18 protein-coding genes and 1 pseudogene are annotated in these 16,634 nt (G+C 45.8%); 10 read left to right on the top strand and 9 right to left on the bottom strand.

The window, feature by feature from the left end; translation table 11 throughout:
• Positions 1-30 precede the first annotated feature (30 nt).
• The 3 genes from NSU16_RS05850 to NSU16_RS05840 all read right to left on the bottom strand — a co-directional run bounded on the left by NSU16_RS05850 (position 31) and on the right by NSU16_RS05840 (position 3,179).
• Positions 31-1,071 carry a Gfo/Idh/MocA family oxidoreductase gene (locus tag NSU16_RS05850; RefSeq protein ID WP_010333684.1) on the bottom strand — a complete coding sequence of 347 codons (1,041 nt, stop codon included), beginning with the start codon at positions 1,069-1,071 and terminating at the stop codon, positions 31-33.
• Between the two features lie 204 nt (positions 1,072-1,275).
• Entirely contained in the window at positions 1,276-2,298 is a 1,023-nt protein-coding gene (locus NSU16_RS05845) for a LacI family DNA-binding transcriptional regulator (RefSeq protein WP_339192285.1), read from the bottom strand.
• Positions 2,299-2,315: 17 nt separating this feature from the next.
• Positions 2,316-3,179 carry an AraC family transcriptional regulator gene (locus tag NSU16_RS05840; protein ID WP_339192655.1) on the bottom strand — a complete coding sequence of 288 codons (864 nt, stop codon included), beginning with the start codon at positions 3,177-3,179 and terminating at the stop codon, positions 2,316-2,318.
• Between the two features lie 123 nt (positions 3,180-3,302).
• Here NSU16_RS05840 and NSU16_RS05835 point away from each other — a divergent pair, with 123 nt between their 5' ends.
• Complete coding sequence (locus tag NSU16_RS05835; protein WP_326197281.1) at positions 3,303-4,670, top strand: MATE family efflux transporter; 1,368 nt, start codon at positions 3,303-3,305, stop codon at positions 4,668-4,670.
• A 29-nt stretch (positions 4,671-4,699) separates the two neighbouring features.
• On the opposite strand, the pseudogene NSU16_RS05830 reads toward NSU16_RS05835, so the two are convergent.
• Positions 4,700-5,526, bottom strand: a pseudogene (locus NSU16_RS05830) (phytoene/squalene synthase family protein).
• A gap of 81 nt (positions 5,527-5,607) precedes the next feature.
• Entirely contained in the window at positions 5,608-7,452 is a 1,845-nt protein-coding gene (gene asnB, locus NSU16_RS05825; RefSeq protein ID WP_339192283.1) for an asparagine synthase (glutamine-hydrolyzing), read from the bottom strand.
• A 174-nt stretch (positions 7,453-7,626) separates the two neighbouring features.
• On the opposite strand from asnB, the gene NSU16_RS05820 reads away from it, so the two are divergent.
• Complete coding sequence (locus NSU16_RS05820; RefSeq protein ID WP_010333678.1) at positions 7,627-8,184, top strand: DUF2777 domain-containing protein; 558 nt, start codon at positions 7,627-7,629, stop codon at positions 8,182-8,184.
• Between the two features lie 29 nt (positions 8,185-8,213).
• On the opposite strand, the gene NSU16_RS05815 is transcribed toward NSU16_RS05820, so the two are convergent.
• The 3 genes from NSU16_RS05815 to NSU16_RS05805 form a co-directional block, all read right to left on the bottom strand.
• Positions 8,214-10,898, bottom strand: a complete 2,685-nt coding sequence (locus NSU16_RS05815; RefSeq protein ID WP_339192282.1) for a peptidase S8 — start codon at positions 10,896-10,898, stop codon at positions 8,214-8,216.
• 167 nt (positions 10,899-11,065) lie between these two features.
• Positions 11,066-11,422, bottom strand: a complete 357-nt coding sequence (locus NSU16_RS05810; RefSeq protein ID WP_010333676.1) for a YisL family protein — start codon at positions 11,420-11,422, stop codon at positions 11,066-11,068.
• A 113-nt stretch (positions 11,423-11,535) separates the two neighbouring features.
• Positions 11,536-12,441 carry a fumarylacetoacetate hydrolase family protein gene (locus NSU16_RS05805; protein ID WP_010333675.1) on the bottom strand — a complete coding sequence of 302 codons (906 nt, stop codon included), beginning with the start codon at positions 12,439-12,441 and terminating at the stop codon, positions 11,536-11,538.
• A 156-nt stretch (positions 12,442-12,597) separates the two neighbouring features.
• On the opposite strand from NSU16_RS05805, the gene NSU16_RS05800 reads away from it, so the two are divergent.
• From NSU16_RS05800 to NSU16_RS05765, 8 genes are all read left to right on the top strand, one after another.
• Positions 12,598-13,554 carry a CotH kinase family protein gene (locus tag NSU16_RS05800; RefSeq protein ID WP_339192281.1) on the top strand — a complete coding sequence of 319 codons (957 nt, stop codon included), beginning with the start codon at positions 12,598-12,600 and terminating at the stop codon, positions 13,552-13,554.
• Between the two features lie 153 nt (positions 13,555-13,707).
• Positions 13,708-13,872, top strand: coding sequence for an aspartyl-phosphate phosphatase Spo0E family protein (locus NSU16_RS05795; RefSeq protein WP_229147781.1), 165 nt, complete (start codon positions 13,708-13,710; stop codon positions 13,870-13,872).
• A gap of 492 nt (positions 13,873-14,364) precedes the next feature.
• Complete coding sequence (locus tag NSU16_RS05790; RefSeq protein ID WP_010333672.1) at positions 14,365-14,586, top strand: spore germination protein; 222 nt, start codon at positions 14,365-14,367, stop codon at positions 14,584-14,586.
• Between the two features lie 14 nt (positions 14,587-14,600).
• A complete protein-coding gene (locus NSU16_RS05785) occupies positions 14,601-14,834 on the top strand; it encodes a spore germination protein GerPB (RefSeq protein ID WP_003224438.1) in 234 nt (77 codons plus the stop codon).
• Positions 14,835-14,856: 22 nt separating this feature from the next.
• Entirely contained in the window at positions 14,857-15,474 is a 618-nt protein-coding gene (locus NSU16_RS05780) for a spore germination protein GerPC (RefSeq protein ID WP_168747371.1), read from the top strand.
• Complete coding sequence (gerPD, locus tag NSU16_RS05775; RefSeq protein ID WP_010333669.1) at positions 15,471-15,653, top strand: spore germination protein GerPD; 183 nt, start codon at positions 15,471-15,473, stop codon at positions 15,651-15,653. The genes NSU16_RS05780 and gerPD overlap by 4 nt, the downstream gene beginning before the upstream one ends.
• Entirely contained in the window at positions 15,646-16,047 is a 402-nt protein-coding gene (locus tag NSU16_RS05770; protein WP_268447685.1) for a spore germination protein GerPE, read from the top strand. The genes gerPD and NSU16_RS05770 overlap by 8 nt, the downstream gene beginning before the upstream one ends.
• A gap of 31 nt (positions 16,048-16,078) precedes the next feature.
• Positions 16,079-16,297 (top strand): spore germination protein, encoded by a 219-nt coding sequence (locus tag NSU16_RS05765; RefSeq protein ID WP_010333667.1) that lies wholly within the window; start codon positions 16,079-16,081, stop codon positions 16,295-16,297.
• A gap of 33 nt (positions 16,298-16,330) precedes the next feature.
• Here NSU16_RS05765 and hlpB read toward each other — a convergent pair whose 3' ends face one another.
• Positions 16,331-16,633 (bottom strand): HNH nuclease-like protein HlpB, encoded by a 303-nt coding sequence (hlpB, locus tag NSU16_RS05760; protein ID WP_229147779.1) that lies wholly within the window; start codon positions 16,631-16,633, stop codon positions 16,331-16,333.
• Position 16,634 lies beyond the last annotated feature (1 nt).

Genomic DNA, 16,634 nt, shown 5'->3' with positions numbered 1-16,634 from the left:
GAATTTGCAGGAATACGGAAGCTATAGGTATCATGATAAGGTTGACAAACTAGTGTAAGCACTCTTCTCATCCAACTGTACAGGCCTGCCGCTTCGATACGAATGGGTTGCGGCGATGCCGACTTCTAAATTGATCGTCGCATCGATATCTGTCACAATCGGCGCTTTACCACTCCGGACACACTCGGCAAAATGCTGAAGCTCCAAGCAGTAGGCTTCATGAAAACGAGTTTGAAAGTCTGGGATAATCTCATAGCTGCTCCCTTTAGCGGTCAAGATGGTCACATGTTGATTTCTCAATGTCCCTATGAAAATACTGCCTTCTGTCCCGATAATTTCTGCACGGATGTCATGTCCGTATGGAGAAGTTCTGCTTGCCTCAACGTCCCCAGCTGCGCCGGAATCAAATTCTAAATACGTCAGCGCCTGATCAACATCGCCGTATTGTTCCATAAATGGGTTGTTTAAGATCCGGCCGTGTCCGGAAACAGAAGTAATCTCCGCTCCGAGCAAATAACGGGCAATATCGTAGTCATGGATGGAACAGTCGATAAAGATCCCTCCGCTATGTTTGATAAACTCAGCGGGAGGCGCTCCCTGGTCGCGTGTAAAGCCTTTATAATAAATGGGTTTGCCGATCTCACCCGCATCTATCCGCCGTTTCGCATCCGCATATGCAGGATCAAAACGCCTCATAAAACCGACTTGGCAGATGACACCTGTTTCTTTTATTTTTTCAGAAACCGCCTTTGATTCCTCAAGGCTTAATGTCAGCGGTTTTTCAACGAAAATCTGCTTGCCGTTTTCCGCCGCTTTGATGATCATTTCCCCATGTGTGCTTGTCGGCGTTACGATGACCACTGCATCAATCTCGGGATCTGCTAAAATCTCATGCGGATCCTCCGACCATTTTTCAAGCCCGAATTCTTTAGCGACCTGCTCGGCTTTCCCTTTCATCGGATCACCGACACTGACAAGCTCAGCTCCCGGAACACTGGTCATAAGGTTTCTTGCATGATAGTGTCCCAGTCTCCCTAACCCTAATACCGCGCATCTTACTCGATTCCCCATGTCCTCATCTCCTCATACTCCTTTTTTACCGCCTAATGAAAGCGCTTCACCAAAATGCTTTAAAAAAATAGCGGTTTACCCACTATTTGGCTGATATTTATTGCGCAAGCGCTTTCTCAAAAGGTGATTTCATTTTACAATGTCCTTTGTTCCCATGCAATATCTTTTTCGTCTTCTCTGTCAAAAAGAAAAGAACCCGCTGTATTATCGGATTCTTTTCTTGAACGGTGATGTAGAATGTCTGATCACTAGCTCAGGTGATAACACTATTTTTTGTTTTGTCTTTCGTTTTCCTTCGATTTCTTCCGCCAGCAGTTCAATGACGCGCTGCCCCATTTCTTTAATCGGCTGGGCTATTGTAGTCAGGGGCGGATCGACCATTTCAGCGAGTATGGTGTTATCAAAACCAATGATGGACAGGTCATCCGGGACTTTCATGCCTCTTATTCTCGCCGCCTGAATGGCGGCACAGGCCAATACATCGTTAAAAGCGAAAATAGCCGTAGGCTTATCCCTGTCCAGCAATCTTCCAGCCTGTTCTTTTCCGCTTTCCAAAGAGAAGCGTGTCGGAATGATCAGCGACTCATCGACCGGCACATTCGCTTCCTCCATCGCCTGCCGAAATCCTTTGATTCTGTCTTTTTCACCTGTCGTTGACCCATCACCCACAATGCAGGCGATCTTTGTGTGGCCCAGTGATAGAAGATGCTTGGCAGCCTCATACCCGCCGAGCACATCATCCATCACGACAATATCCATCGGAAGAAGAGGCTTATCCTGAGAAATCATGGCGAGCGGGATATGTTCGTTAATGATTTCCTCTAAAGCGGCCATGCTGTCATGATTCTCAATTCCTGTCGCAAAAATGATGCCGTCTACGTTTTTTTGCTTTAAGACAGAAAAATATTTCGTTTCTTTTTTCGGATCGTAATCGGTACTGCAAATGATTATCTGAAAACCAAGCTCATCCGCTCTTTCCTCTATGCTTTTCGCGAGCTCGCCGTAAAACGGATTTGAAATATCAGGCGTCACAAGGCCGATAATATTGGTTCGCTTTCCCGTTAAAGCAGCGGCGTGGACATTGGGCGTGTACTCCATTTCCTTCATTACATTCATGACCCTTTGCCTTGTTTTGTCGCTGATACGGCCCGTATGGTTAATGACGCGCGAAACGGTCGTGATCGAGACACCCGCCTTTCTCGCCACATCGTAAATTGTCGTTTTCATCTTCATCCCTCGTCTGCTTATTGAACTTTCCGGCTGACAATTTTCCGGTATTCAATTGGTGAAATGCCTTCGATTTGCTTAAAGAGCTTTGAAAAGTATGTCGGGTCCTCCATTCCAATCGTTTCAGCGATGATGCCCATTTTATCATTTGTCGAGGATAAAAGGCGCTTGGCCTCGGTCATTCTCACCCGATTTGTGTATTGGCCCGGCGTAACACCAAGCACTTGCTGCATGCAGCGGGTCACATAATCCTGATTATAGTGCAGGGCGAGTGACAGATCCTTGATTGTCGTTTTCTCCTTATAATGCTCCTGTAAGTATCGGGCCGCCTCCCATGCCACCCGCTCTTTTGCAGATGGAATTTGGAACGCCTCTTTTTGCAGGTGCAGCATCAGCTCCTCAAACAAAATTTGTTTTCTGAGCGGCAAATCGGAGTTTTCTGCAGAATAATCAATAAGTCTTTCAAATTGCTGCGCCATAAATTGCGGGCGCTGCACCTTGCCTTTTCTCGGCAATGCAAGTCCGTAGCGGGCCGGTTCCTCGAAGCTCCCCTTTTCCTGCTGAAGCTCTGCCCAATTGCTGCCCCCTTTTGCGGTAAATTCGTATCTATGTTCATCAAAGTGAAGCCAATAATAGGAGGTCGCTTCATCACTGCCCTTTGTCCCATAGTGTTCAAGACCGGGAGAAAGCAAGATATATTCGCCCCCTTCAACGGAGAACGATTTTTCATTTTCAGTGATATATAACGTCCCCTGCTTGACGTATATCAGATCAAATACAGAGAAAACACGTTTGACATGGGTTTCTCCTTTTTTAAAAACACCTTCTCCGGCTGCAATAAACACCGGAAAAGGCGGGACTGTAAACAGGATGCGAGGCAATTTGATCATCCTCCTTTTTAAGTCGGATTTTTGCAAGAAGTATCGTTTCTCTCCCTTTTTATTATAAGGAAATGGAGGTACACTTTAAAACGTTGATTTTATTTACGAAAGGGGTTAGACACTATGAAACAAGCTGTCTTCAAATCAACTGCTTTGAAAAAACCCGCTGACAAATCGTTCTCATTATTTTCGCTTACTTGGCCGATCTTTATTGAGGTCTCATTATATATGTTTATGGGTAATGCTGATACACTGATGCTCAGCCAATACTCAGATAACAGTGTGGCGGCAGTCGGCGTCAGCAACCAGATTTTGAATTTAATTATCGTGATGTTCAGCTTTATCGCAACAGGTACAACTGTTGTCATCTCGCAATTTTTAGGATCCCGGCAAAAGAAAGAAGCTATGGAAGTCGCTTATGTGTCAATCGCAGCCAACTTCTTCATCAGCCTTGCCATCAGCGCTCTCATCTTTTTTGCGGCAGTTCCTCTGCTTCAAATGATGGGATTATCAAATGAGCTGATGCCTGACGCTAAAGTCTTTTTACAAGTTGTCGGAGGTCTGTCCTTTATTCAGGCTTTAATCATGACATTCAGCGCGATCTTAAAAAGCTACGGCCACACAAAGGATACAATGTTTGTCACAATCGGCATGAACATTTTAAACATTGCCGGAAACTTTGTTGTCATTTTCGGTCTGTTCGGCTTTCCTGTTCTCGGCGTTGCCGGTGTTGCCATGTCCACATCTATCGCACGTGTCATCGGATTAATCGCGATGATTGTCATTGTAAACAAACGCATTCAGCTGAAGATGTCGTTGAAAAAAGTATTTCATATGCATAAAGACCATTTGCGCAAGCTGCTGAAAATCGGCATTCCTTCAGCAGGCGAACAGCTTTCTTATAACCTTTCGCAAATGATTGTCACTTATTTTATTGCCATCATGGGTGCGCAGGCTTTAACAACCAAAGTGTATACGCAAAATATTACGATGTTTATTCTGCTCTTCGGGACTGCGATCAGCCAAGGCACACAAATTTTAATCGGCCGCTATATCGGCGGCAAACAGTTTGACGCCGCATATGAGCGCTGCATGAAAAGCTTGTATTGGGCGCTTGGAATCGCTGCGGCCACATCTGTTTTGATGACCATCTTTTCAAAAGACCTTATCGGCATCTTTACACAAAGCCCTGATATTATTGCCACTGCAAGCCTTTTGATTGCGATGACCATCATCCTTGAACCGGGCCGCTCGTTTAATGTGATTATCATTAACTCCCTGCGCGCCGCGGGGGATGCGAAATTCCCAGTCTACATGGCCATGATTTCCATGTGGGGCATCGGCCTTCCGCTTGCTTATCTATTGGGCATTCATCTCGGCTTCGGGCTTGCCGGCGTATGGATTTCTTTTATCGCTGATGAATGGGTCCGGGGAATCCTCATGTACAGAAGATGGCGCTCACGGATCTGGATTCAAAAAGGTATGGCGTAACACCCGGGCAGAACAAGCCGGGTGTTTTTTTACAGTTTGGACAGAATCAGTTTTACTTCGCTGTCTGTTAAGGCGTGCTTTTGTTCAAAAACGTTGTACTGCTCCGCTCGGACTTTTTCCAGAATGGCTCGGTACAGCTGGGCTGCAGCTTTTACCGCTTTTTGAGAATACTGAGGGAAAAGCGGCAGGGCATCCAGGCACTCTTCAAGGTAAGCCTCCGCTTCAAAAGCGATGTACTCCCACGTCATCGTGAACGCTTTATTGACGGTGCCTTTTTGAAGATCGGCCTCTGTATAGCCGAATTGCTGCATCACCTGGCGGGGAATGCAGTTTTTTTGGTGCTGATCCGTGCCAAGATTGTTTAAAATTTGAATCAGCTGTATGGCCAAGCCGAGAGAGACGGCTGCTTGTTTGAGCTGATCTTGATTTCGGCGCGTCAGCATCGGCAGCAGCATTAACCCCGCGTTTCCGCCCGTCTGATATGCGCCCATGAGCAGTTCATCAAGGGTTTCATGCGTCTTCGGTTCTTCTTTCTTTGCGGCAAGGAATTCCCGAAAAGGCTCGCTGTCTAATCTAAATGTCTGATACGCATGATCAAACGCCTTCCACAAATCGTGTTTCCCGTTACTTGTTCTTTGAAAAACATGTTCAACCTCAGCTTCGAATACAGGTAACGCCTCCTCGTCCGCACTGGCTGTCGTATGACAAAATGCCAACACTGCCCAAACAGCTTGTCTTTGCTTCAGCGGGAGAAAAGAGAATGCCTTAAAACAGGCTGGCGCGTATTCGCTGACAATCTGTCCGCATTGCTGATAAGCTTCTTTTATTTCTTTCATTCCTATTCACTCCTATGTATTCACTTCTTCAAGTCTATTATGTTTTTTCGCAAATGTATATGAAGAAAGGCCGATTCCTTTTTGCAGAATCGGCCTCTCTTTTATGCTTCTTCAATATCAATTCGATACGCCTCAAACCATGTATGAATTTGGGCAAGATGGGCGATCAGCTGCGGTCCTTTCATCAGCTGTCCGTACCATGGGACCTGAAAGGAGGAGCCTTCCGTCTCTAAAAGCTGATCCAATTGTTTTCTGTCCAGCAGGGTATGGAGCACGGAGTCCTTTTGGCTCCTGATCGCTTTCAGCCACTCGCTGACTCCTTTTGTATATTCGGGATGGTGGGTTTTCGGATACGGGCTTTTTTTACGATATAAGATGTCATCAGGCAAAATGCCTTCAAGTGCTTTTCGCAAAATGCCTTTTTCCCGGTTGTCATGCATTTTCATTTCCCATGGGATATTCCAGACGTATTCAACGAGCCGATGATCAGCAAACGGCACCCGCACCTCAAGGCTCGCCCCCATGCTCATGCGATCCTTACGATCCAAAAGATTGGTCATAAACCATAGCATATTCAAATAGAACAGCTGCCTTCTCGCTTTATCCTCACCTGTTTCACCGTCTAATAACGGCGTTTCGACCAAGGTTTCTTCGTATTTTGCATATACGTATTCTTTCAAATTCAATTTTTTCTGCCACGAATCGGAGAGCAGCTTCATCCGCTCTTCTGTCGATCTCATCCACGGAAAACCGGACTCAACGTCTGCTGTATGGAACCAGGGATAACCGCCGAAAATCTCATCCGCGCATTCTCCTGACAGGCTGACGACAAAGTCCTTTTTGATTTCACGGCAAAACCACAATAGAGACGAGTCGACATCAGCCATTCCCGGTAGGTCTTTGACCAGAACGGCTTCCTCCAAATGATCGACGAGATCTTTTTGGCTGATGACACATTTATGGTGCGTCGTGCCGAAGGCCTCTGTCATTTTTTCAATCCACGGCCCGTCGTCATTCGGCTGAAAGGCGCTCGCCTGAAAAAATTTATCGTTTTCTTCGTAATCAATCGAATAAGTATGAAGAGGGGCTTTTCCTTCCTTTTCAAAATGACCTGCGGCAATGGCGGTAATGGCACTCGAATCAAGTCCTCCGGATAAGAACGTACAAACCGGAACATCCGACACAAGCTGCCGCGTCACCGCATCCTGAAACAATGATCTCACATTGGCCACACTGTCTTCAAAGCTGTCCGTATGTTTCTCGCTTTTGACATTCCAATAACGCCATATGTTCAGACCGTCTTTAGAAAACGTCAGCGCGTGGGCCGGCCGGACTTCTTTTATGCCTTTAAACACACCTGTACCCGGAGTTCTGGACGGTCCAAGCCCGAAAATTTCCGAGAGACCCGTTCTGTCCACCCGCGCTTTCACCTCGGGGTGTGCGAGGATGGCTTTGAGTTCCGATCCGAAGAGAAAAGAAGAGCCTTGCTCCGTATAAAAAAACGGCTTCACGCCAAGACGGTCCCTCGCCGCAAACAGCAAATCACGCTTTTCATCCCACACGGCGAAGGCGAAAATGCCGTTCAAGCGATCTACACAATCCTCCTGCCATTCAATGTAGCTGTGCAGTAATACCTCGGTATCAGACGTCCGCTCGAACTGATGACCCCGCGCCCGCAGCTCTTTGCGCAGATCTTCCGTGTTATACAGCTCACCATTGTAAATAATTGTGTACGTATCCCCTTTATAGGTGCATGCCATCGGCTGGCGTCCGCCTTCAATATCGACAACCGCAAGCCTTTTATGTCCGAATAAAACATGGTGCTCTCCCCAAACGTTAGAATCATCAGGCCCCCGTTTGGAAAGAGTGTCTGTCATTCTGTTCATCGTTTGTTTTTCTTGGACGAGCTGCTTTTTAAAGTCGACCCAACCCGTAATTCCACACATGTGATATCAGCTCCAATCCCGTTTCTATCGGTATCAAATTCGTTTCTTTCAGCACCTTAGTAAGTTTATGCATCTATAGACAGATAGTTGATTTGTCCACAAAAGAGTTGTATGGGACAGGCTTGTATTGGAAAGAAAAGAGAGGAACGAAGAAAAAAGGAGAGCACTTCATTTATGAAACGAAAACAATTTCTATATAAAGATGAACAGAAATGGGAATACGGCACCATACTGATCGAAGACGACATATGTTTAATTGAAAACGAGGAAGGTGATGTGCTGCTGGCGGAAAGTCTTCAAAACAGACCGATCTGGATTCAGCGTGAAGGGAAGTGGGCGCAGGCCGGCTTCCAGAACAAATTGGTTCTGACATGCTGCGGAGAGGACATCTCCCTTTCCGGCGGAGAATGCATACGCTATGAAAAATCGGTAAAACGTCCGCTCATGGCGCTTCTGGATTCGCTGGATGATGAAACCTTTCTCGCTTTTTTGCAGCATTTGCACAGCTTTGGTTTATCGGTATTCGATTGCGTGTTTTCTTATAATAAAGAGGTCTTTTCAGATATCTTAGAGGAGCAGGGTGTTTCCTTTTATCACTTCTCAAACGACACGGCCCAATGCGCGCTGCAGCACCATTACAGCAAAGGAGCGGCTGGCGACCGGTTCGAATGGACAGCTTCCGATGGAAAGCGCTCCATTATGTATTCAGCGGTCCAGCGGGGACGCAAATAAAAAAGCGGTGCTTTGGCACCGCTTTTTCTTTATTTTTCTACAACAACCTTTACAGCCTTGCTTTCTTTTTTATCCGTATCAGCTGCCGTGACGTACAGCACCGTCCCGGCTTTTTGTTTTTTGATTTTTACCGTAAAGGCCCCTTTGGCGTCAGCTTTACCAGAAGCGATCACTTTTTTCGATTTGTCTTTCACTTTGATCACCGCTTTGCTGTTCGCCGTGCCTTTTACTGCTGTGTCTTTCGTTTTGACAGCCTTTACTTTTGGTGTGCCGGATGGTTTTCCTTTCACGACAACCACTTGTAAGGATGTTTTTGCATCGCCTTTAGAGGCTTTCACATGCAGGACTTTATCTTGTTTCTGAGTCGGGATGCTGACTTTGAATGCACCGTCTTTTCCCGCTTTGGCACTCCCGAGTTTTTTCTTGCCGCTCATCACCTCGATCAGCGTGCCTTCCTTCGCTTTTCCTCTGACGGCTGTTTGCGTGCTTTCCAGCTTATTGACCTTTACTTGTAAATCAACAGCACTGACAGCCTGCATCACATTCAGCCGGCCGTATCCGGAATGCCAGTCAACTCCTGGGATGCGGGGAATTTCAATTGGATCGCCATTATCGTCATACATTTCCTCTTCTCCGCCGTCGGCGCTTTCAAAGGAAATATCATCCGCTGTCTTTTTCAGAATATCCTCCACTTCTGTTCTTTTAAGCTTCGGATTTTGTGCAAACAGCAGTCCTGCCGCAGCCGCCGCATAAGGTGTCGCCATGGACGTTCCGCTCATGTACGTCACATTTCCGTTCGGCACCAAGCTCGGGATATCAGAACCCGGCGCACTGATGTCGAGACCTTTCCCGTAGTTAGAGAAGTCTGCTGTCATATCCATACGGTTCGTCGCTCCGACTGACATGGCATATTTAGAGGAAGCTGGGTAAGATAAGGAATTGGCTCCATCGTTTCCGCTGGCTGCCGCAACCAGGACGTTTTTGTCAGCCGCGTATTTCAAAGCAAATTCAAGCACGCGGCTGTAGCCTCCGCCTAAGCTTAAGTTAATGACCTTTGCTCCTTTGTCAACTGCGTATTTGATGCCGAGGGCAATTTGTTCAGTATCTCCGGAGCCTGTTGAATCAAGCACCTTAACCGGTATAATTTTCGCTTTGGCGTTCAGGCCAGTCATGGAATAGCCGTTATCGCTTTGGGCGGCAATAATGCCGGCGACATGTGTCCCATGCCCCTGATCATCCATTGCATTGTTATTCCGTCCGACAAAATTATGCCCGAGATCGGTTCTTACTTTTCCTTTTAAATCAGCAAGCGTACTGTCTACACCTGTGTCCACAACCGCAATCAATGTATCGTTCAGCTTGCGCTTGGACAACAATGTGCTGGCAGGCTCGTATTTGACATCTGCATTTTTGATGCCGCCGTTTTCACCACTGTTTCTAAGCGGCCACTGGTAAGAGTACTGAACGTCGTTAGACAGGCTTTTGTATTCCTGAACCGGTTCCGCAAACTCTACGTTAGACATCTTGGATAATGTCGCAGCAGCGCTTTTCACGCGTTTTGCGCTTGCCGTATATGTCCCGCTTTGCTTTTGATCCTTCGGCAGTTCAAAAGAGTACAGGTTGTCAAACAGTTTCTTTGCCTTTTTCACATTAGAAATGTCTTTTTTCGATTGCGCGCTGGCAGTAAAGCCCTTCATTTCGTTATGTACGGATGAGAGGCTTTTATTGTTCTTCACCTTGAAAATGACCTTTGTTGTCTGAACTTCGCTTTTTGCCGCAATCTTGTTTTCTGTTAAAATTGCTCCTGCTGTTTTGCCTTGCAGCTGCTTGATATTTAATCGTTCCGCCTGTTTCTTTATCTCCTCTTTAAGGAAAGACGGGACTGATTGTAAAGCTGTATCGTAAAGCCGATTAATCGCTTTTTGATCCTTTTCAGTCATCTTATATGAAGAAGAAGCTCCGTTTTCTGACACATCCTCAAACAGCGGCTTTAATGTCACAAGGTCCTGATAGATTTCATTTCTCGCTGTTTTATTGAGTGCTAGCTTTGCCACGATAAACGGCGCCGCTTTGTAGTAAAGGCTTGTCAGTTCTTTGCCTTCTGCTGTTTGGCTCAGCTGCTCATCACGAATCGCTCTCAGCTTGTCCAGGATGCTTTTTCCCGATTTTTTCTGATCGACACTCATTTCCACCGGACAAGCTTCTTCCTGCTCTAAATCTGACGGCTGTTTTTTGGTGCCTGTATATCCAATCGTATATTTGGCTTCCTCAGCTGCTTCGGCCGTTCCGCCGTCCTCTGGTTCTTCTTCTCCGAGGTATTCAACTTTCACATAGTAAGGACCGCTCCACGCGTATGGAAAAACAATTTCACTTTTACCATCCTCAGCTGTGTAGGAACGGTACATGTCAAACGTCTCATCCTTAAGCGCTTTTTCCTTGCTTGGGTAGACAGATACATTCAGAACAGCATCACTCTTAACAGTCAATGCCATATGAGAGTCTTTCTGAATATCTGCCTTTCCCGGATTCACTTGATACCATTTCGCCTGTTCCGGCTCCTTCATGGTTCCTGTTTGTTCCTTGCCTTTTTCCAGCACACCGGCTACATCAATGGTTCCGGCAGCTGCTGCTTTGGTGCCTGGAGAAAAAAGGCTGAAGATCAGTGCGAAAATTAGCACTGTCGCCAAAAAAGAGTTGAATTTTCTTCGTTTCATGTTATCCCTCCTGTAAAATAATGAATCTTTTTGAAATGTATCATAATTTCATAGGCCGAGATACCGCTTACAGGGAATTTTAAGGTTATTTTAAATGATTTGGAATATCAGGGGGAACCATACAAAAAAAACCCGACTCTCTTAGAACCGGGTTCAAGCTTTTTCTATTAAAATAATCGGAATCCAATCGGCAGATGAAGACCGAGCAGCACTGTCAGCACAAGGACAATGATAAAGCCGATCCATAGGCCGCCAGTTGATTTTTCTTTTTTCTTGCGGATGAGGAGCATTTCCATCAGGCCGATGGTGATAATGCCAAGAATCATTTTCCCGGCGTATTCTCCGTTCCAGTTGGCGAAACGGACAAACAGCTCAGCTCCTGTCAAAATAATTAGGATATAGAATAGCCGCAGAATCATATGAGTGATTTTTGCGCCCTTCGCACTTCCTGACGAATAGAGCGAGTAGCTGACGAAAAGCAGTATCAGCGCCACCACCCATGTCGTAATATGTAGATGTGTCATACAGGTTCCCCCTATCAGATAAATTACCCCACTTATAGTACCATGAACTTGTCCCTTGCCACAAAGATGATCCACAGAAAAAGCGGGCGGTTCCTGTGCCGCCCTCCTTATAATTAGCCGATTTGATTTGACAGCGTTCCGATGGGTTCAATCGTGATGTCGATTTGATCGCCTCGCCGCAGAAATTTCGGCGGTGTAAAGCCTTTTCCTACACCAGACGGCGTGCCGGTCGCAATGATGTCTCCCGCTTCAAGCGTCATCCCCATTGAAAGGGTTTCAATTAATTCCGCGACAGAGAAAATCATATCGCTTGCCGAGCCGGATTGGCGCAGCTCGCCGTTGACCCTCGTTTCAACCTTAAGGCGTTCCGGATCGGGAATTAACGATTTATGTACAAGCACAGGTCCCATCGGACATGTCGTATCCAAACTTTTTCCGATAAAAAACTGCTTATGCCTTTTTTGCAGATCCCGCGCCGTGATGTCATTCACAATCGTATATCCGAAAATATGGTCATATGCGTCTGCTTTTGATATGCGGGTGCCGCTTTTTCCGATGACGACAGCAAGCTCTCCTTCATAATCAAGCTGAGATGTGATTTCTTCATGGCTGTTCACCGTATCACCATGGCCTGTGATTGTTACAGGCGATTTGGTAAATACCATTGGATGCTCCGGAATGTCAGCCTCACTGCCCATTTCAATTGCGTGATCCCTATAGTTTTTGCCGATGCACATGATATTTTTTGACGGCTTAGGAATAGGTGCATGGAGCTTCACGTCAGATAATGAGTAAATAAATGATCCAAGCTCATCATTCGGTTTCTTCGCCCACTCTGCCAGCTGCCTTGCATGCGCAACAAATTTATCCCCTTCTGCGATACATTCAATCAGCGATCCCGGAATTGTCTCAAGTTCAAACAGTTTTTTTTCAGCCCTTTGCAAATCCATAATTTTATCATCTTCAATGATCAGGCCGACAAACATTCGGTTGTAAAGTTCCCCTGTCGCAAATTTCATGTTATTCCTCCATCATCTTTTAAATCAGAGTTCTACTTCAGTTATTCTCTGTCGAATGCTGAAATTCCTTTTTATCAAATGCGTGTTTTCATTCCCGTTTCGGGACTGGCTCGCTGTACATATCATACAAATGGCGTCTGAAGAGGAGGAAAGAATATGGAAAACATACATTTATTTTTTCGTCGGCAGCAGCTTAACAGAACGGGGACTGCCAAGGGACTGATGTTGACAGACAGAACCGTTTCTCCCATTCTTCTCACACAGCGTGATACCCTGCAAAAGGCGTCCTATGAAATAAACTGTGAACAGTCGCCGCTCAGCGAAAAAAAGTTTTATCTGAATGCAGAACAAGATGATCCTTCACTGATGCGGCGCAGGCTTGCTTATTGTTTTTTTCATCAACTTGGCGTCGCTTCCCAGGATGCTTCCTACATCTTCTTGATCATCAATGGTCAAAGAGAAGGCATTTATTTAAAAATTGATGCGCTCGATATGAATCGCCGGCTTCCTAAAGGAGCCATATATGAAGTGAAGGATACCGATCCGAGGGTTCCGCTGTCTGTTTTCAAACACGAAGCTTCCATTGAAAACAGACAACGGACCTCATACTTACATGAATTTCTCACGCTGATCTGCACAGCGGAGGATGAAGAATTCGCCGAACGAATTAAAATGTATCTTGATGTAAAGCTGTTCTTTCTGTGGCTGATCGGCAGCGTCTGCACCCGCCAAGCCTTTTATTACGGCTTTTGTTTGAACGAGTCCGGCCGCTTTCACATCACTCCCATGGAAACAAAAGCGCTTGCCGCTTACAGATTTACTGAAGAGGACCCTCTATTGACAAACGGCCGTACACTTGCGTCAAGACTTCTCTCCATTCCAGCTTTCCGAGCACAATATCACACACTCATGAAAAATGTGCTGAGCCGGGAATTTACGATCGACCGTCTGTCTCCGTTTATCAGAGACTGGCATTTTGACATTTGTCAAAGAGCAGGCGATGATCCTCACATAAAAAAAAGCCCCTTACAGTTAGAAAAGGAACAAGCAAATATCCTGCGCGAAATCGAAGAGCGGCAGGACTTTTTACAAGTACATCTGGCAAGACTATAGTCCTTTCTCAACCAAAGCAAGTCAAAAAGACCGCAGCAAAAATTGTCGCTTTTTTAGTCAAATTGACGAAAGGCAACCTTTTCAGCCAAAATAGGTTATACTATCTATATCCTGTATGCACCACAATAAAAATCTAGAATTGGAGATTGTTTCATGAACAGAAAAATTGAAGAACTGAGAGTTATGCTAATTAAAACAGCACAAAAATACGGTATGAATTCAAAAGAAACAATTCAATGCAGCCAAGAGCTCGACAACCTGCTCAATATTCGAATTAAAGAAGAAATCACCTCTTGGGGGCAAAACGCCCGTGTGTGATCATATGATATGTATTCAAAGGCTTCCTGCATCACCCGCCGCATATTGCTGAGCAACATCCTGAGACATGCCTCTGGGCGAGAATTTGCCGCCTGAAAACAGATTTTGAACAATTCAGCAGATCCTTTCTGGATCAGCATGAAACATCACGGCAGATAACACTCCAGCAACACGAATTACTCCGAAAGACATTTCCTGTACCTCTATTGCCCATACACCATCGCAAAACAATATACAATCACGCAGGCGGACAGCGGCACCATCGCCGCATTTCCGCTTGGCCCTATACAATAACCAGCTTCTGAATTGTTTAAGCCTTCACCTGAAAAAAATAAACAGATTTTTTTATCAATCTCTCCGACATGTCCCCATTTAATTTTCTCTCACACAAATGTGCGTTTGTCATAAGCTATCGTGAATAGCCCAGCAGAAACAAATCTTGTCCTTATTTCACCTGCCTTTTTTCAATTTAACAACAAAGGATGTGCTCGTATGCCGGCAATTGTCGGAGCGTTTAAAATTAATGCGGTCGGTACGAGCGGAGTCGTTCACATCGGAGACTGCATTACCATTTCTCCTCAAGCTGAGGTCAGAACGTTTGCCGGGGCAGGCAGCTTTAATACCGGTGACAGCCTTAAGGTGATGAATTATAAAAACGCAACGAATGTGTACGACAATGATGTGGTTGATCAGCCGATCGCAGGCAATGCGTAAAGGAGTGATGCTTCATGAATTTTTATATCAATCAAACCATTCAAATTAACTATCTCCGGCTGGAATCCATCAGCAACTCCTCCATTCTGCAAATCGGAAGCGCCGGGTCTATTAAATCGCTTTCTAACCTGTACAATACAGGCAGCTATGTAGAAGCGGCTCCCGAGGTTTCCGCTCAGGGGCAGCCAGTCGAATTACAGGAGCCCGATACAGGTTCATTGGTTCCGCTCCAGCCTCCTGGCCGTTAATCATATGAAAGAGGTGAAAGACATGTATGATCAATCTGTTTCCTCTTACTTGCAAAACTTGAATTCCTTCGTTCAGCAGCAGGCGCTGCATATTCAGCAGCTCGAACGGCAGCTGAAAGAGATGCAAACTGAAATGAATACCATGAAACAGCGGCCGGCCACAACTATTGAGCGTGTGGAATATAAATTTGATCAGCTAAAAATCGAACGGCTCGACGGCACGCTGAATATCGGTTTAAATCCGACAGACCCAAACAGCGTTCAAAACTTTGAAGTGAGCCAGACTACACCGGAAATCGGAATGATGCAGCAGGAAGAGAGCGCCCAGCTCATGCAGCAAATCCGGCAGAACGTCGACATGTACTTAACCGAGGAAATCCCGGCTGTTTTGGAGCAGCTAGAAAACCAATATGACAGCAGGCTTGACGATACAAATCGGCATCATGTCATTGAGGACATCAGAAAACAAATAGACAGCCGGATTCACTATTATATGTCCCATATTAAAAAAGAAGAAAACACGCCGCCCAAACAATATGCGGAGCATATCGCTGAGCATGTGAAGCGTGATGTGATCCGTGCTGTGGAACATTTTCTCGAACATATCCCCTCCGAGATGAAAGGAGATGAGCAAGCATGATCTTTACCGTCGTCAACCGCAGCCTTGAAGTCGGAGATATCCGAATGAATGGTGTATCCAGTTCCTCTGTTTTCCACATTGGAGACGCAGAATCCATCTATTTATCTTCCATTTTCGATACGCCGCCTGAATCTCTTATTATCGGTCCGTTTGCTCCGCTGCCGTCGAATCATGCTTAAGCGTCTATCCCACATCAGACAGATTAAATTTAACTCTCTCGGTATAGCAAGCGTATTTCAAGCAGGCGACACAAACGAAATCGATATGAAAATAAAAGTGCTCGCTGTTCAGCGCTCTCTCTCAACGTTTTATGAAAATGAAGGCTCATTTAATAGAAAGGATTATCCTATTTTTGAGCAGCACGCTGTGAAGCTTCTTCCGGAAACGGGCGTGCAAACCGCTTTTTGCCATGAGGTGCCTGTCATTCATGTCCGCAACATCAAAATTCAAGGGGTCTCATCCTCTTCCGTTTTTCATGCAGGCTCAGCTTCGGTCGTACGCGGCGACGCGCGGATTAAACATATCCGCCAGATTATTCCTCCAAACTCACAATCGTCCGGCACGGGCATATAATAAACAGAGACTTCTATAAAGGGTGTCGTCTATGCCAGCAATTGTCGGGCCTATAGCTATCAATTCCATATCGGGCGGAGTCGTGAACTTTGGTGATTCTTTTTACCTTTCTCCGAAAAGCTCTTCAAAATCTGCGCTCGGTTCGGGAGCAGGAAACACGGGAGATTTCCTTCTTTTAAACAACGCAGTCAACGCGACAAATTATATAGACCCCGATGTCAGCGATCAGGATATGGTTGGAAACGGATAAAAAGCAGCCGCTCTGCAAGGAGAGGGCTGCTTTTTATTTTTTCTTTTTCCGTTCATTGGACTTCTTTGTTTTAATCAGCTTTTCAGGCGGCTGTTTTCTGATCCATTTGACAAACCGGGCAAGCTTTGGATCGCTTCTGAGCTCTTCTATACCGGACAGTCGAACTGCCAGTTCCTGATTTGTATACAAGGCATGGATCTGTTTATGGCAAGGGATGCAAAGCATCGCAGTCGGCAGGAACGTACCGCCTTCTTCCTTCGGTGTGAGATGGTGCTCTGTCAGCTGGACATCGCTCCGGCCGCATAGCTCACATATCCCGACAGTCTGTTTTGCCACA

It is taken from the genome of Bacillus sp. FSL K6-1003 (genome assembly GCF_037964945.1).
Taxonomy (GTDB): Bacteria; Bacillota; Bacilli; order Bacillales; family Bacillaceae; genus Bacillus; species Bacillus mojavensis.
This window is presented reverse-complemented; position numbering and strand designations above follow the sequence as displayed.